This window comes from Streptomyces iconiensis (assembly GCF_028657195.3).
Taxonomy (GTDB): Bacteria; Actinomycetota; Actinomycetes; order Streptomycetales; family Streptomycetaceae; genus Streptomyces; species Streptomyces iconiensis.
This window is the reverse complement of the sequence record NZ_JANCPR020000045.1, coordinates 50,424-70,420: the sequence shown is the minus strand read 5'-3', so window position 1 is coordinate 70,420 and position 19,997 is coordinate 50,424. Positions and strand designations below refer to the sequence as shown.

Sequence of the window (19,997 nt, the reverse complement as noted above, 5' to 3'; positions counted from 1 at the left end):
CACCTGAAGGCCCCTTCTTCCCCACGTGGGAAAGAAGGGGCGGAGAACCACGGAACCCCCGGACAGTGTCCGGGGGTTCCGCTGTGGGGGGCTACCGCGTGCTCATCGTGCACGGAGCGCCGGTTCGTACCTGTGGACGCACGACCGGCTGAGCGGCCCGTCTGCCGTGAGCGGTGTCAGCCGATCTCGGCGCCCAGCGCCTCCAGCGCGGCGGGCACCGGCTGGAAGTAGGTCTCGCCGCCGGAGGAGCAGTCACCGCTGCCGCCCGAGGTGAGGCCGAGGGCCTTGTCGCCCGCGAAGAGGGAGCCGCCGCTGTCGCCGGGCTCGGCGCAGACGTCGGTCTGGATCAGCCCGTCGACGGTGCCCTCCGGGTAACTGACGGAGGTGTCCACGGCCTTGACCGTGCCGTCGTGCACCTGGGTGGTGCTGCCGGAGCGGGTGACCTTCTGGCCCACCTCGGCGTCGGCCGCGCCGGAGATCGCCTGGCTGCTGCCGTTGTAGAGGTTGACCTCGCTCGGGTGGTCGGTGTCGCCGTTGTAGATGGCGATGCCGTAGTCGCTGCCCGGGAACTTCCCGTCGCCGCTCTCGGCGATGGGCTGGCCGCCCTGGCTGTCGGACCAGGAGGAGACGGCAGTGGTGCAGTGACCTGCCGTCAGGAAGGCGGGCTTGCCGTCCTTGGTCACGTTGAAGCCGAGCGAACAGCGGCTGCCACTGCCCCAGATGGCGTCCCCACCGGCGATCTTGGTGGTGAACTTGCCTGCGGTGCGCTTCAGTTCGGCCTTGCCGCCCTGTGCCTTGACCTGCTGCTTGAGCTGGTCGAGCTTGGCGCCCTTGACCGTCTTGTCGGCGGTGACGACGACCTTGTTGGTCTTGACGTCCACCGCGCGTGCGGTGCCCGTGACGTCCTTCTGCGTCAGCGCGTCCTTGACGCCGGAGAGCTGGGCCATCGTGTGCTGGACGACCCTGGCCTCGGCACCGGCGGCCTCGACCTTGTCCTTCGCCGCGTCATCGGTGACGTTCACGATGAGCTTCTTGGCCTTGGCGTCGTAGTAGGCGCCCGCGTCACCCTTGATGTCCGAGGTGAGCGAGGAGGCGAGCTTGGATGCCGAGGTCGACGACAGGCTCTTGACGGTGGGGGCTTCCGGAGTGGCGTTGGCCGTCGTGACCGTGAGCGTGCCCGCGGCGAGCGCCGCGACGCCTGCGCCCGCGAGGAGGATGCGCCGCTTGGATATCTTTCGCTGGTGTCTCAACTCAGAACCTCCAGTGGGGGGTTGGGGCCGCCCGTGAGTAAGAGCGGTCCCGGAGGAAGTACGGACACGTGCCTCTTACCCACGAGGTCATCGCGTCCATGCCAACTCGTCGCGCTGAGTATGGCGAGTACGCCGGTGAACCCACAAGGTCCAGATCACGTCAGCCGACCGGAAGTTCGGTCACCGCGTCAAGAGGCCGAACGTCCCGGCCTGTCGCATGTCGTCCCGGCATATGGACACGCGGGGCGACGCCGCGTGCCCCTGACGTAAGGAATACACCTGTCCGGTAATCGCCCCTCAGCGATCGGATTCCGGCCGGGAGTCCACTCCACCGGCCACTCCACCGGCGCTCTTGCCCGCATCGTCCGAGGCACCGGGACCGTCGGCTGCGGCGACAGCGCCGGGGGCTTCAACGGTCCCGGCCGCGCCGTTGCCGACGGCGTCAGGAGCGGCCACCTCGTCCGCCCCGCCAGCCGTCCTCAGCTCCTTGCGTACCTCCTCCGGCAGTTCGACCGGTGTCTCCCCCGCAGGTGCCTCCTCACCCGGCGGCCCACCAGCCGGCGCCTCGACCGGCACCTCCTGGCGTACCGCCCGCTCCCGCGACGCCTCACTCTGCCCGCCGGAAGCCGGCCGCCGCCCGGTGTCCTCGCGCGGGCCCTCCAGGAAGCGGAGCAGCTCGACGGGGAAGGGCAGCACCAGCGTCGAGTTCTTCTCGGTGGCGACCGAGGCCACCGTCTGCAGCAGCCGCAGTTGGAGCGCGGCAGGGGTGGCGGACATCTCCTCGGCGGCCTGCGCGAGCTTCTTGGACGCCTCCAACTCGGCGTCCGCGTTGATGACACGGGCCCGCCGGTCGCGCTGCGCCTCCGCCTGCCGCGCCATGGAACGCTTCATGGTCTCGGGCAGCGACACGTCCTTGATCTCGACGCGGTCCACGGTCACACCCCACTCGACGGCGGGGCTGTCGATCATCAGCTCCAGGCCCTCGTTGAGCTTCTCGCGGTTGGAGAGCAGATCGTCCAGCTCGCTCTTGCCGATGATCGAACGCAGCGAGGTCTGCGCCATCTGCCCCACGGCGAAGCGGTAGTCCTCGACGTGCACGATCGCCTGGGCCGGGTCGACGACCCGGAAGTAGACCACCGCGTCGACGCGCACCGTGACGTTGTCGCGCGTGATGCCCTCCTGCGCGGGCACGGGCGTCGTGATGATCTGCATGTTGACCTTCTGCAACCGGTCGAAGCCGGGAACGATCATCGTGAACCCCGGCCCCTTCACCGCGGACCTGAGCCGCCCGAGCCGGAAGACCAGGCCCCGTTCGTACTGCCTGACCACCCGGGCAGCCGCCAGGACGTAGACCACCCCGACGGAGAGTCCTGTCGCCACCAGCTCCACGACCATGAAGGCCTCCTACCGACACGCGTCCGGCGCCCCCGGGCGAATCCCAGGGTCAATTCCGGGATGTTCAGGGAGATTCGGGAAGAGCGGTAGCCCTCACCGTAACTCCCGCGTGTCACCCGGTCGAGACCCGTTCAGCAGGCCACCCGCGCATACGCCATGGACGCGTGCGCGGGTGGCTGGTGCGAGGGCCGCGCCTCGGAAGGCGGCCCGACTCGAAGGGCGTCAGTACACGCTGACGCCGTACGCGCTGAGCGCTTCGGTGACCGGCTGGAAGAACGTCGTTCCGCCGCTGGAGCAGTTGCCGCTGCCGCCCGAGGTCAGGCCGAGCGCGGTGCCGCCCGAGTAGAGGGGCCCGCCGCTGTCGCCTGGCTCGGCGCAGACGGTGGTGCGGATCATGCCGTAGACGATGTCGCCGCCGCCGTAGTTGACCGTCGCGTTGAGCGCGGTGACCCGTCCGCTGTGGGTGCCTGTGGTGCTTCCGCGCCGGGTGACCGTCTGGCCGACCGTGGCGTTCCCTGCGCCGGTGATCTCGACGTTGCCCACGGTGCCGGGATGCGGGATGGCCGAGTTGCTGTACCGCACGAGCCCGTAGTCGTTGCCGGGGAAGCTGGATCCGGCGGTCGGGCCGATGAGGTTGGTCTTGGCGGAGTTCGTGTACCAGTTGCCCGCGCCGTCCGTGCAGTGACCTGCCGTCACGAAGTAGTACGTGTTGCCGCTGCGGACGTTGAAGCCGACCGAGCAGCGCCATCCGGCCTGCGCGTAGATGGCGTCACCGCCGGAGAGGTACTTCTTGAAGGTGCCCTTGGTGCGCTCGATCTCCAGTGCGCCCGCGTTGCCGCCGGCGGCGCGCTGGATCTTCGCCAGCTCGGCGCGCGAGACGGTGCTGTCCGCGGTGACGACGAGCCTGTTGGTCTTCTTGTCGATGTGCCAGGCGGTGCCCGCGACATCGGCGTCGAGTACCGCGTCGCCCGCCGCTTCGAGCTGGTTCGCGGTGTAGGTGTGGGGGGCCGGAGCCTCGGCTGAGGCCGTGGCGGGCACCATGAGTGCCCCCGCAGCCGCCATACCGGACGCCACGGCGATCAGCCGTGTACGTCTGCGGCGTGCCAGGCTGTTGCTGGCTGTAGTGCGCTTGATCCTCACTTTTCCTCCCGGTCAGGGAAATCAAAGCGTGCTCCTGACAAACGCTGCATGGAGTATTCGCAGTGATTTTCCGGACTCGCAAGGGTCTCTTTCGGACTCATTGAATCCGGAAGGACCCCGGACTCCCCCGGCTACGGAAGGGCCGCCCCCAGCTCCGGGCGGACCCCAGGGCTCCGATCGGACGTCCGCGGTCCGCCCGGAGCACCGGGGCCCAGTTCCCTGCGGAGCCGCTCAGTTGCCCCGCGGGCCCCGTGCATCGCGAGAGTCCCGCCGCTCCCGCACCTCGCGTGCGTCCCGCTCGTGCCGCACGTCCCTCTCGCCCGCCGCGACACCGAAGGGCAGCCGGTTGCCCGGCGGCGGGAAGGGACACAGGAAGCCGTCGGAGAACGCGCAGGGCGGCAGCGTGAGCCGGTTGAAGTCCACGGTCACCGCACCGTCGTCGTCCGGCGCCTCCGTACGGAGAAACCGGAAGCGGTAACTCCCCTCGTCCCCTTCGCGCCCGCTCGTTCCGTCGGCGAGCACCGCCCACAGACCGCCGTGCTCGACCTCGGCCACCTGAAGCGTGTGGGCGCTCCCGTCCGGCGCCGTGAACGCCAGCTCGCCCGCGAGCCCGAGCCCGCGCTCGACCCCGTCGGCGTTGCCGACGCGCACGCTGCGCTCCCCACTCGCGTACGGACGGAACCTCCCCGCGCGCACCCACTCCGGTGCGTACGGGTAGACGTCAATACCCGGAAAGCGCCGCCTGGTCTGCGCCTCCGGATCGAAGACCCGTACGGCCCACCGCCCTTCACGCCGGATCAGCAGCAGCCGTCGCTGACCGTAGGAAACCCGCGAGGACCCCGGGTCGTCCTCTGTGTCCTCCGCGTGCTCTGTGTCCTCCGCGTGCTCCGCGTCCTCCGCGTGCTCGGCCCGTTCCGTCCCTTCACCGCCCCCGCCGGCCCCACCGAGCCGCACCTGACCCGCCAGCAGCACCCCGTCGACGGCGACGCCGTCGGCGACCGCGGCGGTCAGCAGCACCCCGGAGGCGTCGGCCGACTCGTGCCACTCGCCCGGCAGTCCGGCGATCCGCCCCTCGTCCGCCTCGGAGATCCAGTGCGTCCCCGTCACCGCGAGCGGGCCGTACGGCGCCTCCAGCGCGTTCACGCGGCGCTCCCGCCAGCTCTCCCACAGCTGTCGCTGCCGGGGGTCGGACGCGTCCTTTGTCTCAGCACTCATACGAGTCAACCTACGAGCGTGCTCCGTGCCACTGACGGAGGCAGGGCCACCCGTCCGGCGGGACCGGGACAATACGGAACATCTTGCACGCCGTCAGCACCCGTGCCCGGCAAGATCCCTGATCGAGTGCCATATGTTCTGCACCAGAACCGTCACGAATCATGTGCTGGACGGGTATCCGCTTGGCGCATCATCAGCATCATGGACGACCATAGGGGTTGCGGACCCGCGACGGAGCGCTGAGAACTAGTGGGACCCGCGCAGAGGAGAGGAGGCGTCCATGGGATCGGTGCGCAAGGCGAGTGCCTGGCTGGGCCTCGTCGACGACAGCGAGATGCGTTACTACGACTACGCCGACGGGCCGGATGACGGGCCGGCCGAGGGGGCGGAGCCCGGAGACGCCGCGCGTGATGCCTGGGTCACGGACCCGAGAGTCCGCGTCACCGCCGAGACGGCCCAGGACCAGGGCACCAAGATCGCCACGGTCACCCCGGACGGTTTCCGGGACGCACGTGGCATCGGCGAGCTGTTCCGTGAGGGCGTTCCTGTGATCGTCAACCTCACGACGATGGAAGGCGCCGACGCCAAGCGCGTCGTCGACTTCGCCGCGGGCCTGACCTTCGGCCTGCGCGGCTCCATCGAGCGGGTGGCCAACAGGGTCTTCCTGCTCACCCCCGCCGACTACAAGATCGTCAGCGGCGAACAGCACCGCCCCGGCGAGGGCGGCTTCTTCAACCAGAGCTGAGGCTCCGGCGGCGGAGCAGCACGCACGACGTGGTGCGACCGCTCACCGCGGGATCCCCGGTCGGCGAATTCGCTCCCGGCGCGGCGGCAGAAACGTACCGCCGCGCCGTGGCGGCGCCGGGTGAGGGCCCTATCCGCGGAAGGCGTCGAGCCCGGTCAGGGCTTTGCCGAGCACCAGTTGATGCATCTCGACCGTGCCCTCGTACGTGAGGACGGACTCCAGGTTCGTCGCATGCCGCATCACGGGGTACTCCAGCGAGATCCCGTTGGCCCCGAGGATCGTGCGGGCCGTGCGGCAGATCTCGATCGCCTCCCGGGTGTTGTTCAGCTTCCCGAAGCTCACCTGCTCCGGCCGCAGCAGCCCCGCGTCCATCCGCGTGCCCAGATGGTGCGCGAGCAGGATGCCCTTGTGCAGCTCGACGGCCATGTCGGCCAGCTTCGCCTGGGTGAGCTGGAACCCCGCGATCGGCTTCCCGAACTGCTCCCGCTCCTTCGCGTACTCCAGCGCTGCCAGGAAGCTGGAACGGGCCGCGCCCATCGAGCCCCAGACGATCCCGTAGCGCGCGTGGCTCAGACAGCTGAGCGGCCCCTTCAGCCCGGTCACCCCGGGAAGCACGGCGTCGGCGGGCAGCCGTACCTCGTCGAGGACCAGCTCGCTGGTGACGGAGGCGCGCAGGGACCACTTGTGGTGGATCTCGGGCGCCAAGAAACCGGGGCTCTCCGTGGGGACGACGAAGCCGCGTACCCCGTCGTCCGTACGGGCCCAGACGACGGCGACCCCGGCGACGGAGCCGTTGGTGATCCACATCTTGCGCCCGGTCAGCACCCAGTCGGAGCCGTCGCGCTTGGCGTACGTGCGCATGCCGCCCGGGTCGGAGCCGTGGTCGGGTTCGGTGAGGCCGAAGCAGCCGATGGTCTCGCCCGCCGCCATCCCCGGCAGCCAGCGCTGCTTCTGCTCCTCGCTGCCGAAGCGGTGGATCGCGTACATCGCCAGCGAACCCTGTACGGAGACGAGGGAGCGGATCCCGGAGTCGGCGGCCTCCAGCTCCATGCAGGCGAGCCCGTACTGCACCGCACTGGCGCCGGCGCAGCCGTAGCCCGTCAGGGACATGCCGAGGGCACCGAGAGAACCCAGCTCGCGGGTCAGCTCGCGGATGCCGGGCAGCTCGCCGCGCTCGTACCAGTCGGCGATGTGCGGGAGCACGCGGTCGGCCGCCCAGGAGCGCATGGTCTCGCGCACCGCGCGGTCCTCGTCGCCGAGCAGGTCGTCGATCCCCAGCAGGTCCTGCGGATCGGACGCTGACGCTGACTTCGGGCTCATGGGCTGCGCCTCCGGGGTGGAACGATCACGGATACGCGCCTGACGCTACGGCTGGGTAACGCCCCGCGACAAGAGGGTGCCGGCCCCGCCGCCCTGGTCGGTACGGCCCCCGGTCCCGGCCGCTGGACCGCACGCGGAGGGGCCGCCGGGGCTCTGCCCGGCGGGGCCACCGGCAGCCGGCTCGGCGGGAGCGCCGGGACCCTGCCCGGTGGGGTCGCCGGAATCCTGCCCGGCGCCGTTGTCCATGCTCCGCGGCAGCCGCAGCGCCGCCAGCGCACCGAGGAGCAGCAGCCCAGCGCTGACCAGCAGCGTCACATGCAGGCCCTGGACGAAGGCGGTACGCGCCGCCTCGCGCAGCGCGTGCCCCGCGGGGCCGCCGAGCTGGCCCGCGACCTCGTACGCCTCGCCGAGCGAGTGGCTTGCGTCGTCTCTCGCGGGCTCCGGTACGCCCTGGACGTGGCGGACTCCCGGGCCGTAGGCGGCGTTCATGACGGTGCCGAGGAGGGCGATGCCGATTCCGGCTCCGAGCTGGTAGGCGGTCTCGCCGACCGCGGCGGCCCCGCCCGACTGTTCGGAGGGCGCCTCGCTGAGCATGGACTCGTAGCACCCGAAGAGAGTGGTCTCCAGGCCGAAGCCGAGCAGTACGAAGCCGCCGACGAGCAGTGCGGGGCGGTCCTCCTGGCCCATGGTGGTCAGGAACAGCACGGCGACGGCGGTGAGCACGAAGCCGAGCGAGACCATGGTGCGCGGCCCGAGCCGCCCCAGCATGCGGGAGCCGACGAGTCCCGCCGCCATGGCGGCGATCGAGAGCGGCAGCAGCCGCAGCCCCGTCTGGAGCGGCGAGAGGCCGAGGACCAGCTGGAGGTACTGCGCCGCGATCAGCGCGAGCCCGACGAGCGCGAGAACGGTCAGCACGATGCAGCCGACCGAGGTGCCGAAGGCGGCACGGGTGAGGGTGCTGAAGTCGATCAGCGGGTGGGGGCGCCTGCGCTGGCGGCGTACGAAGAGCGCGATGAGCGCTGCGCCCGCGAGCAGCGGCAGCCAGGTCGCGAGGGACAGCAGCTCGCCGCCGCCGGCCCGCTTGACGCCGAAGATCATCCCGCAGAGCCCGGCCGCCGCCATCACGGCGCCCAGCACGTCCCAGGGGCCTTCGGCGTCGCTGACCGACTCCGGCAGCAGCCAGCGGCCGAGGGGCAGGCTGGCCGCCATCAGCGGAATGTTGATGAGGAAGACGGAGCCCCACCAGAAGTGCTCCAGCAGCAGCCCGCCGACCAGCGGACCCACGGCGGCCCCGACGGCGGCAACGGCGCTCCAGATGCCGACGGCGAGCGCCCGTTCGCGGCGGTCGGGGAAGACCTGCCGCAGTATCGACAGCGTCGCCGGCATGATCATCGCGCCGCCGACGCCGAGCAGCGCACGGGCCGCGATCAGCACGCCAGGCGTGTGCGCGTAGGCGGCGACGGCCGAGGCGACGGCGAAGAGCGCGTACCCGAAGAGCAGTACGCGGCGGCGGCCGACACGGTCGCCGAGGGTGCCGAAGAGGATGAGGAGCGAGGCGCACGCGAGGGGGTAGGCGTCGACGATCCACAGGAGCTGGTTCGACCCTGGCCGCAGGTCCTCGGACACGGCGGGCACGGCGACGTGCAGCACGGTGGCGTCGATGGCCACGAGGAGCAGGCTCGCGCACAGAACGACGAGCACGGTCCAGCGGTTGGCGCCGGCGCCCCCGTCCCGGGGGCCTCCTCGGTGTACGGGGACGTCCGCCGCCTCTCGCGATGTGGCCGTGGTCGTCCCAGACATGTACGCACCTCCTCTTGCTCTCGCACCCGCGGACCGTGGGGAGCGGGGAATGCCGCCTGCCAGCGGACACGATGGCGGTCCTGCGTTGTGGCGGCACGCGGCCCGGTAGAGAGGGGGCGAGTGGCCGTTAGCGTACGCGAGTCGGCGGGGTGCTTCGTCTCGGCCCCGCCAGTCGGGTTGCCTTCCGGCTGTTCATATGCCCGGGACCGCCCTTATTAGGGCATGGATTCGCCCCGGCTTCTCTCCGGCGCGGGTCCGTGCCCAATAATCTGCCGGGTGAACGACGTATCCGCATCTCCAGCCACCGCCGAGCCGCTTGCGCGGAACCGCCCGGCCGCTCTGCGGCGGGCCGCCCCCGCGCTGCTGGCGTTCACGGGGGTGCGACTGCTGGGCCTGCTGGTGCTGGCCGGCTGGGCAGCCGCCTCGGACAGGAGCGCGTACAAGCTGCTCTCGGCCCGCTGGGACTCCCTCTGGTACACCCGCGTCGCCGAGGGCTGGTACGGCTACGAGGTCCGGCTGCCCGGCGGTGGCGTCCACTCCGACCTGGCGTTCTTCCCGCTGCTTCCCGGGCTGGAGCGGCTGCTGTCGGAGATCTCGCCGCTCGCGCCCGCCGACGCGGGTGTCGCTGTGAGCTGGGTCTCGTCGCTGGCCGCCGCCTGGGCGCTCTTCCTGATCGGGGAGCACCTCCACGGGCGCCGGGCCGGCATCTGTCTCGCCGTGCTGTGGGCTGTGCTGCCGGTGGGGATCGTGCAGTCCATGGCGTACAGCGAGTCGCTGTTCACGGCGCTGGCCGCCTGGGCGCTGTGGGCGGTGCTCTCGGGCCGCTGGGTGTGGGCCGGCACGCTGGCGGCGCTGGCGGGGCTGACCCGGCCCGTGGGCGCCGCCGTGGTGGCCGCGGTGTGGGTCGCGGCGCTCCTCCGGCTGTGGCGCGAGCGGCGGCGCCCGGACGCGCGGATGGTGCTGGGGCTGCTGCTGGCACCGCTGGGCTGGTTCGCGTACTTCGTATGGGTGGGAGTGCGGACGGGCAGCGTCACCGGTTATCTCGATGTCCAGGGCCAATGGGGCAACGGCTTCGACGGCGGCGCGGCGTTCCTCGGCTTCATCTGGGAGAACCTGACGGGCTCGGTCGTCGGCGGGCTGGGCCTGATCGCGGGTGTGGCGCTGGTGATCTGGCTGTACGTGCTGTGCGTTCGGCGGCGGCAGCCTCCGGCCCTGCTGGTGTACGCGGGCGCCGTGCTGGTGCTGGCGCTGTGCGCGAAGGGCTACTTCGGCTCGAAGCCCCGGCTGTTGCTGCCCGCCTTCCCGCTGTTGTTGCCGGTCGCGGTCGCGCTGGCGCGGCTCAGGCCGGTGCGCGCCGGACTTGTACTGGGCGGTGTCGCGGTGCTGTCGGCCGTGTACGGGGCGTGGTGGCTGCACGGTTCGGGTCCTCCGTGACGGTGGAATCCGGTACGGGCAGGCGCAGGGGCGACTGAAGACCGCAGCCCCGTACGGCAAATGAGAAAAAGACAGTCAACCGGCGTGTGGCTGAACTCTCTTCGGCTCTTCATACCCGCTTCAACAGGCCAATCCCAGGGCCTCGGAATCGCCCGGTATAAACAACACCTAAGCCGGTTCAGGACTCTTTTCCACATCACATCGCCATCACGAAGATGCCGCCATCGCCGAAGGCACTCTTCACGCGCGGTAATCTCGATTGAGTGCGTACCGACCGAATCTTCTCCAGGCTGGAGCAGGAGCCTCACAGGCCCCGGCTCCCGGCCACGCGGATGAGCCGGATCCGGCTGAGTCTGTTCAGTACCACGATCGCCTTCTACGTGGCGATCGTGGTGGCCGTGCTGGCCTCGACCTGGCTGGTGCAGCTCGACTGGCAGGTCATGCTCTTCCGCCCGTACAAGCAGTGGCCCGAGGTGCATGGGTTCCTGGACGCCTTCGTGGTGCTGGGCCAGCGCGGCCCGACGGCCGTGCTGGTCGCGGCATGGCTGGGCTGGCGCTCCTGGCGGCAGCGCACGCTGCGCCCGCTGCTGGCGCTGGGGTTCTCGCTGCTGCTGCTGAACGTCACCGTCGGCGCCGTCAAGATCGGCCTGGGGCGCCTGGGACCGCACTACGCGACGTCCGTCGGATCGGCCGAACTGTACGCCGGCGGCGATATATTCCCTTCAGGTCACACCGCCAACGCCGTGGTGACCTGGGGCATCCTCGCCTATCTGGCCACCACTCCCCTCGCCCGCAGGTGGCTGTCCATCGTCGCCGCCGTCTTCGCGCTCGGAGTGGGCGCGACCACCGTCTACCTCGGTACGCACTGGGTGAGCGATGTGCTCCTCGGCTGGGCCGCCGGGCTGCTGATCCTGCTGGGCCTGCCCTGGTGCGAGCCCGCCATCGCGCGCGCCGAAGCCCTGATCTTCGCGCTGCGTCAACGTTTCGCCACGGCGAACTCACCCTCGCCCCTCGCACCTTCCCCCTCCACGGCCCCCTCGCCCACCTCGCCGGCGCAGCCGGTCGGCGCGCGCCAGTCGCTGGTGCCCCCGCGCGGCAGGCCGGCGCAGGAGTCGACGGGCAACGCCTCACGGCCCGCGCGCACCGCCGAGGAGGCCAGAGCGGCGGACGCCGTGGTGGCGGGCCCGAGGACGGGCGGTTCGTCCTCGACCAGGCCATGGGCCTCCACCCGGTACTGATCCGGTACTGACCGTGTGCGGGGTCTCAGCCCTTCCAGCAGCGCACCACCTGGCCGTCCTTGACGGCGAAGTTGAGGCGCCCCGTGACGTACTCCATGGTGATGAAGGCGTCCGGCGCGAGCTGCCGCACGGTGGTCCAGCCCTGGTCGTGGGCACGCCGTTCGGCGTCCTCGGGGGAAAGGCCCACATAGGTCTCGGGCTCGTCGGCCGGGAGTTGGGGATCTGCTGATTCCGGTGCCATGCGGCCACCGTAGGCGCTGGGGCGTGACAGCTGGAAGTCCGGCAGCTTCGGCCACCGAGTCACACTTGTGTCACAACGCTCGGTGCATGGTCTGCTGTTGCATGCGTCACTCGTACGTACCTTCTTCCCTTCCGTTTTTCCGCAGGGACCGTTTATCGGATTCCCTCGGGTGAATGGCGCTCCCGAATCCCTCGCACAAATGCGGGAACGGTGGCTGAAGAACGCCTTAAGTCTGTCCGAAGAACACCCGAAGTAAGGCTCCTCCGCACTGAATTGCGGAGCGTTCGCCGACTCCGAAGCGCGCTGCGGCGGCGGGCGCCGCTGCCGCGCGCCGATGTCCCGACGTAGCCGAAAGTCATCGACGCACACCCTCGCGCGCACACGCACGCAGGCGCATCATGGCCTGTGCCCGTACGGCGGGCACGGCCAGGGCCTGCCGTACGCACCGCACCGGAACGTAAGCCGCAGCGCGACGCGAGGGGGCAGCATGGCGACGCACACCGCAGAGGTGACCGACGAGGGAGACGGCCGGCCACCGCCCGTGAAGCGGCGCCCTGGCCGACTGGTCGTGGACTGGCTGACGACCACGGACCACAAGAAGATCGGTCACCTCTATCTCATCACCTCGTTCGGCTTCTTCCTGGTCGGAGGAGTGCTCGCGCTGGTGATGCGGGCCGAACTGGCGCGTCCAGGGCTTCAGTTGATGAACAACGAGCAGTTCAACCAGGCGTTCACGATGCACGGCACCATCATGCTGCTGCTGTTCGCGACGCCGACGTTCGCCGGATTCGCCAACGAGCTGATGCCGTTGCAGATCGGTTCGCCCGATGTGGCGTTCCCCCGGCTGAACATGCTCTCGTACTGGCTCTTCCTCTTCGGCGGTCTGATCGTGGTGGGCGGCATGGTGGTGCCGGGAGGTCCGGCCGCCTTCGGGTGGTTCGCCTACGCGCCCCTCAACTCCCTGACGCGCTCGCCCGGGATCGGCGCCGACCTGTGGATCATGGGGCTCGCGCTGGCGGGGTTCGGCACGATCCTGGGCGCGGTCAACTTCCTGACGACGATCATCGGGATGCGTGCACCGGGGATGACGATGTTCCGGCTGCCGATCTTCACCTGGAACACCCTCTTCACCTCGATCCTGATCCTGATGGCCTTCCCCGTGCTGGCCGCGGCGCTGCTGTGCCTGGAGGCCGACCGGCGGTTCGGTTCGATGGTCTTCGAGGCCGGCAACGGGGGTGCGCTGCTGTGGCAGCACCTCTTCTGGTTCTTCGGGCATCCGGAGGTCTACATCATCGCGCTGCCGTTCTTCGGCATCGTCAGCGAGATCATCCCGGTCTTCTCACGGAAGCCGATCTTCGGCTATGTGATGCTCGTTGGCGCGACGATGGCGATCACCGGCCTGTCGGTGGTGGTCTGGGCGCACCACATGTTCGCGACGGGCGCCGTGCTGCTGCCGTTCTTCTCGTTCATGTCGTTCCTGATCGCGGTGCCGACGGGCGTGAAGTTCTTCAACTGGATCGGCACGATGTGGAGGGGCTCGCTCTCCTTCGAGACGCCGATGCTGTGGTCCATCGGCTTCCTGGTGAGCTTCCTGTTCGGCGGGCTGACGGGCGTGCTGCTGGCGGCGCCGCCACTGGACTTCCATGTGACCGACTCGTACTTCGTGGTGGCGCACTTCCACTACGTCGTCTTCGGCACGGTCGTCTTCGCGACGTTCGCCGGCTTCTACTTCTGGTGGCCGAAGTTCACCGGGAAGATGCTGGACGAGCGGCTCGGCAAGATCCACTTCTGGACGCTGTTCGTGGGGTTCCACCTCACCTTCCTCGTGCAGCACTGGCTGGGTGCCGAGGGGATGCCGAGGAGGTACGCGGACTATCTGGCGGCCGACGGCTTCACCGCGCTCAACACGCTCTCGTCCATCGGCGCCTTCCTGCTGGGCATGTCGACGCTGCCGTTCTTCTACAACGTCTGGAAGACGCACAAGTACGGCGTGAAGGTGGACATGGACGACCCGTGGGGCTACGGGCGTTCGCTGGAGTGGGCGACCTCCAGCCCGCCGCCCCGGCACAACTTCGTGACCCTGCCGCGCATCCGCTCCGACTCCCCGGCCTTCGATCTGCACCACCCGGAGATCAGCCTGCTGGAGGCCGCACACCCGGAGAGCCTCGGGGTGGCACAGGAGACCCGAGGGAGCGAGTCAGCCGGTCCCTCAACCGGCTGATGTGCGCGGCCAGTTCGGGAGGCTCGCGCACCTCGAAGTCCATGCCGAGCATCAGGATGTGCACCAGCAGCGCCTCCTGCGAGTAGCCGCCGGTACGCAGCAGGCAGCTGTGCTCGTCGACGGCTTCAAGTGTGCCCGTCGACAGGGATATCCGTTCGGCGGCCACCTCGATCGGCACACGCAGCACCACGGTGGCGCGTGCGGCGTAGACGCGGGTGGAGACGCCCTCGGAGACCCACGCGGCGAGATCCTCGGCCGGGGGCGTACGGGGCGCGAAGCGGGGGCCGTGCGGCGGGGTGAGGGTGATCCGGTCCGCGCGGAACGTGCGCCAGTCCTCGCGGTCCAGGTCCCAGCCGACCAGGTACCAGCGGCGGTGGGTGGTCACCAGCCGGTGCGGCTCGACCTCGCGCCGCGAGGGGGTGCCGTCGTGTGCCGCGTAACGGAACCGCAGCCGCTCCAGGTCGCGGCAGGCGTGGGCCAGTTCCGTGAGCACGCCGGCGCCGACGGCGGGGCCGCCGGGTGCGCGGAGCATCGGCACGGTGTACTCGGTCAGGGCGCCGACACGGCGCCGCAGCCGGTGCGGCAGCACCTGTTCCAGCTTGGCGAGGGCACGGGCCGAGGACTCGGTGATGCCCTCGATCCCGCCGTGCGCCGCGCCGCGCAGCCCCACGGCGACGGCGACGGCCTCCTCGTCGTCCAGCAGCAGCGGGGGCAGTTCGGCACCGGCCCCGAGCTGGTAGCCGCCCGCCGTGCCGGTGGTGGAGTGCACCGGGTAGCCCAGCTCGCGCAGCCGGTCGACGTCCCTGCGCACGGTGCGCGGGCTGACGCCGAGCCGGTCGGCGAGTGAGCCGCCCGTCCACTCCCTGTGGGTCTGCAGCAGCGAGAGCAGTCGTAGCAGCCGCGCGGAGGTCTCCAGCATGTGGCCGAGTCTGGCACCCCTTGCGGCCGGTCAGTGTCCTCGTTCTTCCCGTCGGTCTTCTCGTCCCCCCGGTCCGCTCCCTCGGTCTCCCAGTCCCTCAATCTCCCGGTCCCTCAGTCCACCAGGTCGCCGGCCTCGGGTTCCCGGTCGATCCGTACGGCCAGGTCGTTGTTGAGGGTGTAGTACGGGGTCGCGGTCGCCACGGGTCCTGTGGTGGCGCTGTTCGGGCCGCTTCGCTGTTCCGGCAGGGGCTCGATGCGCTGCGCGGGATAGGTGAAGATCCGCTTCTTGTCCGGCACGTCGTCCAGGATCCGCGCGATACGGATCGGCTTCTCCCCCTCCCCGGGGCGCAGCCACAGGTCCCACAGCTGGTGGTCCGCCAGCTGCGGGTAGGGCAGTACGGCGGTGAAGTCGGCCCCCTCGGCGGCCACTTCGGCGAACACGGACTCCGCCTCGCCGCGCCGTGGCCGCGCCTCCAGCCGCGCGCTGGGGACGATCTCGGCACCGTAGAGCCGCCCGCACAGCACGAGTCCGCCGTCCATCACCCGCAGGGAGCCCGCCTCGGCGTGCGGCCAGCGCAGCCAGGCGCGGACGCTGAGGTTGCCGTGCTTGGTGGCGTACGGGATGCGCACGCCGAGCCATGTGCGGCCCTCACGCGGGGTGCGGTCGACCAGTGAGCGCAGGTCGTTGATGCCGGGCGCCAGGCGGCGCGGCTCCTGGTCGTCGAGGGCGAGGAAAACGTTCCAGCGCCCCTCCGAGAGCGGCATGGTGCTCGGCAGCGCCGCGCGCAGGGTGATGAGGGGCGCCCCGTCCTCCACGGGCGCGAGCGGCAGCCGCACCGTCTCGGTCTCGCCGGAGGGACCGGGGCGCAGGCGCAGCAGCAGCCCGGGGTCCTGGCCCGGCTCCGTCCCTTCGGGCAGTCTCACATCGAAGGTGAGGCCGCCCGCGATGTCGGCGGTGCAGTCGGCCGTGGGGCCGCGCTGCGCCGACTGACTCTTCCCGGGCGCCGGGGACTTCGCGGCGCGCGCGGGCCGTTCACGCGTGGCGGCGGGGGGCTTGGCGAGGGGCACGGGTCCGGGTGTCCCTGCCGCCGCTACGGTGTCGGTGGTGCTGCTCATGCTGTGCGTCCTCCCTGGAGCGCCCCGAAGCCCGCTGTTGTGCCCTTGATGGCGTCCTTGACCGCGTAGGCACCGCCGAGGAGCGAGCCACGCGTGCGGTGCAGGCCGCGGCTGCCGCGGCTCATCAGGTCCCGCATCAGGGATTCGTAGTGCGCCCCGACGTGTGAGGGGTCGAAGCGCTCGGCGTCGGCCAGTGCGGCCTGTCCCATGCGGCGGCGCAGTTCGTCGTCGTTGATGAGGCCGAGCAGCGCCCCGGCGACGGCGTCCTCGTCGCCCATGGGCACGAGCCTGCCGTCGACTCCCGAGCGGATGATCTCGCCGGGTCCGTGCGGGCAGTCGGTCGCCACCACGGGCAGCCCGCAGCGCATGGCCTCGACGATGGTCATGCCGAAGGACTCCAGGCTGGAGGTCACGGCGGCGATCGAACCCTTGGCCCACTCCGGCTCGATGGGGTGGGTCGGCCCCATGAGGAAGATGTGGTTGTAGAGGCCGAGTTGGTCGATGAGCTTACGCAGCTTCGGCCGCTCGCGTCCGCCGCCGTAGATCCGCAGCCGCCAGTCGGGCCGCTCGGCGACCACCTTGGCGAAGGACCTGATCAGCAGGTCGTACCGTTTCGCCGGCGCGAGGCGGCCCGCCGCGACGACCCACTTGCTGGTGCCGTCGGACGGGATCACATCGGGCGCGGGCACGCTGTTGGGCACGGCCTCGATACGCACGCCGGGCAGCCGGAACAGCTTGCGGTAGTCGGCGGCGTCCGCCTCGGTGACGGTGGTCAGGCCGTCGAGCCGGGGGTAGACGCCGCGCAGCACGAGCTTGAGGCGGCGTGAGTGCGTGGCGAGCGTGAGGTGCTCCTGGCCGAGCCGTACGGGCCCGCGGCGGGTCTGGCGCGCGAGGTGTGTGTTGAGGCCAGGCCGGGTACCGACGACGACGTCGGCGTCGGTGCCACCCAGGTGTTCTCCGATGAGGCGGTCGGTCAGCGCGCTGTACATCGGGTACTTGCCGTCGGCGGCCGGAAAGACCTGGGCCGGCCGGGTGTGCTCGGCGCCGAGGCTCTCGGCCGCGGCACCTCCGCGGGTGTCGACGAGATAACGCAGCCGCACCCCTGGCCCTGGGTCGAAGACCGGTCGGTCCCGGCTTCTGAACACCGAAACGACCTCCACATCGTGTTGTTCGGCCAGGCTGCGGGCGAGGTTGTAGGTGGTACGCACCGTTCCCCCGATGGCGTACCCGTTGTGGATCAAGAACGAAATGTGCATATTCCCCGAGTCCCACAGATCCTTGCGGTCAGTCCCCCTCTGTCCGCCTGTCACCTGCGTAGACCGTTATCGACAAGGAAGGGTTGGGTGGGATGAGCATCTTGTTTCAGAAGAGTTCTAAAAGGTTTCGAAATTGTTATCCCGCCGTGGGAACGCCTGTACTCACGGCTGGTAACCGAGCTGCGGCACCGTGAAGCAGTTGTCCGTCATGTCCCCTCCCTGGTCGCGCCAGCCCTTGCCGTCCCGCCACCGGGCGACGGACAGACAGGTCCGCCGCTCCCCCGGCGGCTCCGCGCGGTGCCCGAACTCCGCGGGAAGCAGCAAGCCCCGTGCGGTGTACGGCTTCCCGCTCTCCATGAAGCGCTCAACGCAGGGACGTGTCAGGCGGTCACCGCAGGACTTCGCCGCGTCGCTGAACCACATCGCAGCCGCCCAGCCCTCCAGCTGCCACTGTGACAGGGCCGGTTCGTCCCCGCCCTTCTTCTTTCCGTCTTTCTTCGCCTGCCGCCCCATTTCGTCGCGGAATGCCCGCACCTGGGGATGGGAGCTGTCCTCGTAGTTGCGGCTGCTGCCGGTCGCCCACAGCGCGTTACGGCAGCGGGGTGCGTTCTTGTACTCGTCCGGGACCGCTGACGACCAGTTCTGTACGTTGGTGACCTTCGCCGTCAGCTTCACTTCCGCCTCGTCGATCGACTCACACAGCTGCGCGTTGCCGTGGGTGTCCATCGCGTCGAAGACCAGGTCCACCTTCTGGGAGCGCAGGTCGGCGGCGACGGCGCGGAAGTTCGGCAGCGCGAAGTCCACCTGTTCGCTCACCACGTCGTAGCCCTCCGTCTTCAGCCCGCGTACCACCAGCCGCGCGTAGGCCGCCGAGGACGACTGGTTGTAGGAGACGACGGCGGCCTTACGGGCGCCCTGCTCGCGCTTGAAGTAGCGGTAGACCTCGGTGCCGCCGTACAGCTTCCCTCCCCAGCCCGGCTCGCCGCCCTCGCGCGGTGCGAGGCTGCCGTAGATCCCGTACAGATGCGGATAGGTCTCGTACTCGGGCCCGATGGGCTGGCCGCCGATGTCGGGCACCTTCGCCTTCGCGACCTGCGGGGCGCCCGCGTAGTCCAGCGAGGCGCCCGCCACGAGCGCGAACACCTTCTCCCTGTGCAGCAGCCGCTGCACGCACTCGTTGCTGCCCGCGCCGCTGCCCCCGTCGTCGCAGGTGACGACCTCGACCTTGCGACCGTGTACACCCCCTTCACGGTTGAGCCGCTCGAAATAGGCCCGCGCGCCGTCCCGCGGCCCCGTGAAGGCGGCGCCTCCCACCGGGCTGGTGGCGCTGCTGATGATGCCGACCTTGACGGGCGGGCCTGCCGCCGGGGCCGAGGGGCCCCGGCGCTCGAAGTCGCTCTCCGGCAGCCTGCTCCCGCACCCGGCGGCCAGCAGCGCCGCCACGGCCAGGAACAGCGTGAGCGCGCGGCGGCAGGGAAGGGACACAGGCCGCTCAGCAGCCGGGTGCCTTGGGGACATCGGTCCCGCTCAGCTTGACCAGCGCGCAGAGCGTCTTGACCGAGACCTTCCAGGTGTCGTCCTGCTCCACGGCCGCACCCTTGGCGTCGGGCAGCGCCGTGGCCTTCTTGAGCAGCAGGGTGTAGGCGACATCGGCCTCGGTGCCCGAGGTGAAGCTGACCTTGTTGACCTTGGCCTGAACCTGTCTGCCGCGCTCGTCCTTGTTGAACGCCTCCAGGAGCAGCTGCATCTGTTCGCCGTTCTCCAGGACCTTGGCCTTGTCGCCGTTGGAGACCTGGGGGTCGAAGAAGCGCTCCCAGTTCTTCCTGACCTCCTTCTCCGCCGCCTCCGGGTCCTCGGGCTCCCCCGCCTGTGACCCCTCGTCCGAAGCGCTGGTCTCGTCGTCCGGTCCGGCTCCCGGGGTGCTGACGGGGGGCGGCTCGGGTTCGCTCGCCCTGTCCTCGCTGTCGTCACCGCATCCGGCAGCGCCCGTAACCGCCCCCAGCACGAGGACCGCCGCGAGGGCGACACCCCTTACGGGGCGCTTCCCACGCCTCATCTGCCCCACCACCGTACGTAGTTGGTCGTCGGTGTGCTTCTGCCTTCGGCTTCCTCACGGCATAGTGCCTCTCATCGCACGTCGTGCACAGTAGGCAGCAGGCACGGGTAGCCAGGGGGACGAATGCGGTTGCTGATCTCGCGCTGGGGCGGCTGGGGCGCGCTCGCCGCCGGCGCTGTGCTCTGTGCGATCGGCTGGTACGGCGTCTCGGGCGAGCGGTTCGCCGAGCGCCAACTGCCCTATCTGGCCTCGTGCACGGTGCCGGGTGCGGCGCTGATCGTGGCCGGCGCCGTACTGCTCGCCGCGTACGGGATCGAGGGGCCGCTCGCCCGCGAGCCGCTCCCCCCGGGGCCCCGGGGCGGGGAGGCGGACGAGCCGCGGCACGCGACGGCCCACGGGGGCCAACAGGGCGCGGTTACCGACCACTTGGGGCTTACGGCGGACGGGTCCGGGACGCACGCCGAGCCCGGCCCGCTGGTCGCCGTGCCCGCCGGAACCCTGGCACACGCGGCCGGCTGCCCGCTGGTCGACGGCAAGCCCGAGGCGGCGCCCGTCACCGCGGAAACGGTGCGCGAGCGGGGGCTGCGCCCGTGTCCGATCTGCGAGCCCACGCTGCCCTTACCGCCGCAGCAGGACGCGGAGGCATAGG

Annotated in this window: 17 protein-coding genes; 5 read left to right on the top strand and 12 right to left on the bottom strand. The window is 70.4% G+C overall.

The genetic code is table 11. The annotated features are described in order from the left end of the window. Positions 1-176 precede the first annotated feature (176 nt). From NMN56_RS33465 to NMN56_RS33450, 4 genes are all read right to left on the bottom strand, one after another. The gene (locus NMN56_RS33465; protein WP_274046253.1) at positions 177-1,250 is read right to left on the bottom strand and encodes a S1 family peptidase; all 1,074 of its coding nucleotides are present in this window, start codon (positions 1,248-1,250) and stop codon (positions 177-179) included. A 297-nt stretch (positions 1,251-1,547) separates the two neighbouring features. Next, positions 1,548-2,645, bottom strand: a complete 1,098-nt coding sequence (locus NMN56_RS33460; RefSeq protein WP_274046252.1) for a slipin family protein — start codon at positions 2,643-2,645, stop codon at positions 1,548-1,550. 222 nt (positions 2,646-2,867) lie between these two features. Further along, positions 2,868-3,785 (bottom strand): S1 family peptidase, encoded by a 918-nt coding sequence (locus NMN56_RS33455; protein WP_274046251.1) that lies wholly within the window; start codon positions 3,783-3,785, stop codon positions 2,868-2,870. A gap of 231 nt (positions 3,786-4,016) precedes the next feature. Next, positions 4,017-5,000, bottom strand: a complete 984-nt coding sequence (locus NMN56_RS33450) for a DUF1684 domain-containing protein (protein ID WP_274046250.1) — start codon at positions 4,998-5,000, stop codon at positions 4,017-4,019. Between the two features lie 280 nt (positions 5,001-5,280). Here NMN56_RS33450 and NMN56_RS33445 point away from each other — a divergent pair, with 280 nt between their 5' ends. Next, positions 5,281-5,745 carry a cell division protein SepF gene (locus NMN56_RS33445; RefSeq protein ID WP_274046249.1) on the top strand — a complete coding sequence of 155 codons (465 nt, stop codon included), beginning with the start codon at positions 5,281-5,283 and terminating at the stop codon, positions 5,743-5,745. Between the two features lie 129 nt (positions 5,746-5,874). Here NMN56_RS33445 and NMN56_RS33440 read toward each other — a convergent pair whose 3' ends face one another. After that, positions 5,875-7,065 (bottom strand): acyl-CoA dehydrogenase family protein, encoded by a 1,191-nt coding sequence (locus tag NMN56_RS33440; protein ID WP_274046248.1) that lies wholly within the window; start codon positions 7,063-7,065, stop codon positions 5,875-5,877. A gap of 45 nt (positions 7,066-7,110) precedes the next feature. Next, positions 7,111-8,865, bottom strand: coding sequence for an MFS transporter (locus tag NMN56_RS33435; protein WP_274046247.1), 1,755 nt, complete (start codon positions 8,863-8,865; stop codon positions 7,111-7,113). 276 nt (positions 8,866-9,141) lie between these two features. On the opposite strand from NMN56_RS33435, the gene NMN56_RS33430 reads away from it, so the two are divergent. Continuing rightward, the gene (locus NMN56_RS33430) at positions 9,142-10,299 is read left to right on the top strand and encodes a hypothetical protein (RefSeq protein WP_274046246.1); all 1,158 of its coding nucleotides are present in this window, start codon (positions 9,142-9,144) and stop codon (positions 10,297-10,299) included. Between the two features lie 263 nt (positions 10,300-10,562). Further along, on the top strand, positions 10,563-11,537 hold the full coding sequence (locus NMN56_RS33425; protein WP_274046245.1) for a phosphatase PAP2 family protein: 975 nt from the start codon (positions 10,563-10,565) through the stop codon (positions 11,535-11,537). 25 nt (positions 11,538-11,562) lie between these two features. Here the strand turns inward: NMN56_RS33425 and NMN56_RS33420 are convergent, their stop codons facing one another. Beyond that, positions 11,563-11,778 carry a hypothetical protein gene (locus NMN56_RS33420; protein ID WP_274046244.1) on the bottom strand — a complete coding sequence of 72 codons (216 nt, stop codon included), beginning with the start codon at positions 11,776-11,778 and terminating at the stop codon, positions 11,563-11,565. Between the two features lie 487 nt (positions 11,779-12,265). Here NMN56_RS33420 and ctaD point away from each other — a divergent pair, with 487 nt between their 5' ends. After that, positions 12,266-13,999, top strand: coding sequence for an aa3-type cytochrome oxidase subunit I (gene ctaD / locus NMN56_RS33415; protein ID WP_274046243.1), 1,734 nt, complete (start codon positions 12,266-12,268; stop codon positions 13,997-13,999). Here ctaD and NMN56_RS33410 read toward each other — a convergent pair. The 5 genes from NMN56_RS33410 to NMN56_RS33390 all read right to left on the bottom strand — a co-directional run bounded on the left by NMN56_RS33410 (position 13,911) and on the right by NMN56_RS33390 (position 19,348). Further along, on the bottom strand, positions 13,911-14,918 hold the full coding sequence (locus NMN56_RS33410) for a helix-turn-helix transcriptional regulator (RefSeq protein WP_274046242.1): 1,008 nt from the start codon (positions 14,916-14,918) through the stop codon (positions 13,911-13,913). The genes ctaD and NMN56_RS33410 overlap by 89 nt on opposite strands. 113 nt (positions 14,919-15,031) lie before the next feature. Further along, positions 15,032-16,036 carry a hypothetical protein gene (locus NMN56_RS33405; protein WP_274046241.1) on the bottom strand — a complete coding sequence of 335 codons (1,005 nt, stop codon included), beginning with the start codon at positions 16,034-16,036 and terminating at the stop codon, positions 15,032-15,034. Beyond that, on the bottom strand, positions 16,033-17,292 hold the full coding sequence (locus tag NMN56_RS33400; RefSeq protein ID WP_274046240.1) for a glycosyltransferase family 4 protein: 1,260 nt from the start codon (positions 17,290-17,292) through the stop codon (positions 16,033-16,035). The genes NMN56_RS33405 and NMN56_RS33400 overlap by 4 nt, the downstream gene beginning before the upstream one ends. A gap of 162 nt (positions 17,293-17,454) precedes the next feature. Continuing rightward, positions 17,455-18,810 carry an ABC transporter substrate-binding protein gene (locus tag NMN56_RS33395; RefSeq protein WP_430542777.1) on the bottom strand — a complete coding sequence of 452 codons (1,356 nt, stop codon included), beginning with the start codon at positions 18,808-18,810 and terminating at the stop codon, positions 17,455-17,457. Continuing rightward, a complete protein-coding gene (locus tag NMN56_RS33390) occupies positions 18,785-19,348 on the bottom strand; it encodes an MTB12 C-terminal domain-containing protein (protein WP_274046238.1) in 564 nt (187 codons plus the stop codon). Before NMN56_RS33390 ends, NMN56_RS33395 begins: the two co-directional genes overlap by 26 nt. 123 nt (positions 19,349-19,471) lie before the next feature. Between NMN56_RS33390 and NMN56_RS33385 the strand changes: the two genes are divergently transcribed. Continuing rightward, positions 19,472-19,996, top strand: a complete 525-nt coding sequence (locus NMN56_RS33385) for a hypothetical protein (protein ID WP_274046237.1) — start codon at positions 19,472-19,474, stop codon at positions 19,994-19,996. The last annotated feature ends 1 nt before the right edge of the window (position 19,997 follow it).

Excerpts from the sequence above, each read along its gene's own strand:
- NMN56_RS33460 (WP_274046252.1), bottom strand. The coding sequence starts at position 2,645 with ATGGTCGTGGAGCTGGTGGCGACAGGACTCTCCGTCGGGGTGGTCTAC.
- NMN56_RS33450 (WP_274046250.1), bottom strand. The coding sequence starts at position 5,000 with ATGAGTGCTGAGACAAAGGACGCGTCCGACCCCCGGCAGCGACAGCTG.
- NMN56_RS33445 (WP_274046249.1), top strand. The coding sequence starts at position 5,281 with ATGGGATCGGTGCGCAAGGCGAGTGCCTGGCTGGGCCTCGTCGACGAC.
- NMN56_RS33440 (WP_274046248.1), bottom strand. The coding sequence starts at position 7,065 with ATGAGCCCGAAGTCAGCGTCAGCGTCCGATCCGCAGGACCTGCTGGGG.
- NMN56_RS33435 (WP_274046247.1), bottom strand. The coding sequence starts at position 8,865 with ATGTCTGGGACGACCACGGCCACATCGCGAGAGGCGGCGGACGTCCCC.
- NMN56_RS33420 (WP_274046244.1), bottom strand. The coding sequence starts at position 11,778 with ATGGCACCGGAATCAGCAGATCCCCAACTCCCGGCCGACGAGCCCGAG.
- ctaD (WP_274046243.1), top strand. The coding sequence starts at position 12,266 with ATGGCGACGCACACCGCAGAGGTGACCGACGAGGGAGACGGCCGGCCA.
- NMN56_RS33410 (WP_274046242.1), bottom strand. The coding sequence starts at position 14,918 with ATGCTGGAGACCTCCGCGCGGCTGCTACGACTGCTCTCGCTGCTGCAG.
- NMN56_RS33405 (WP_274046241.1), bottom strand. The coding sequence starts at position 16,036 with ATGAGCAGCACCACCGACACCGTAGCGGCGGCAGGGACACCCGGACCC.
- NMN56_RS33400 (WP_274046240.1), bottom strand. The coding sequence starts at position 17,292 with ATGCACATTTCGTTCTTGATCCACAACGGGTACGCCATCGGGGGAACG.
- NMN56_RS33395 (WP_430542777.1), bottom strand. The coding sequence starts at position 18,810 with ATGTCCCCAAGGCACCCGGCTGCTGAGCGGCCTGTGTCCCTTCCCTGC.
- NMN56_RS33390 (WP_274046238.1), bottom strand. The coding sequence starts at position 19,348 with ATGAGGCGTGGGAAGCGCCCCGTAAGGGGTGTCGCCCTCGCGGCGGTC.
- NMN56_RS33385 (WP_274046237.1), top strand. The coding sequence starts at position 19,472 with ATGCGGTTGCTGATCTCGCGCTGGGGCGGCTGGGGCGCGCTCGCCGCC.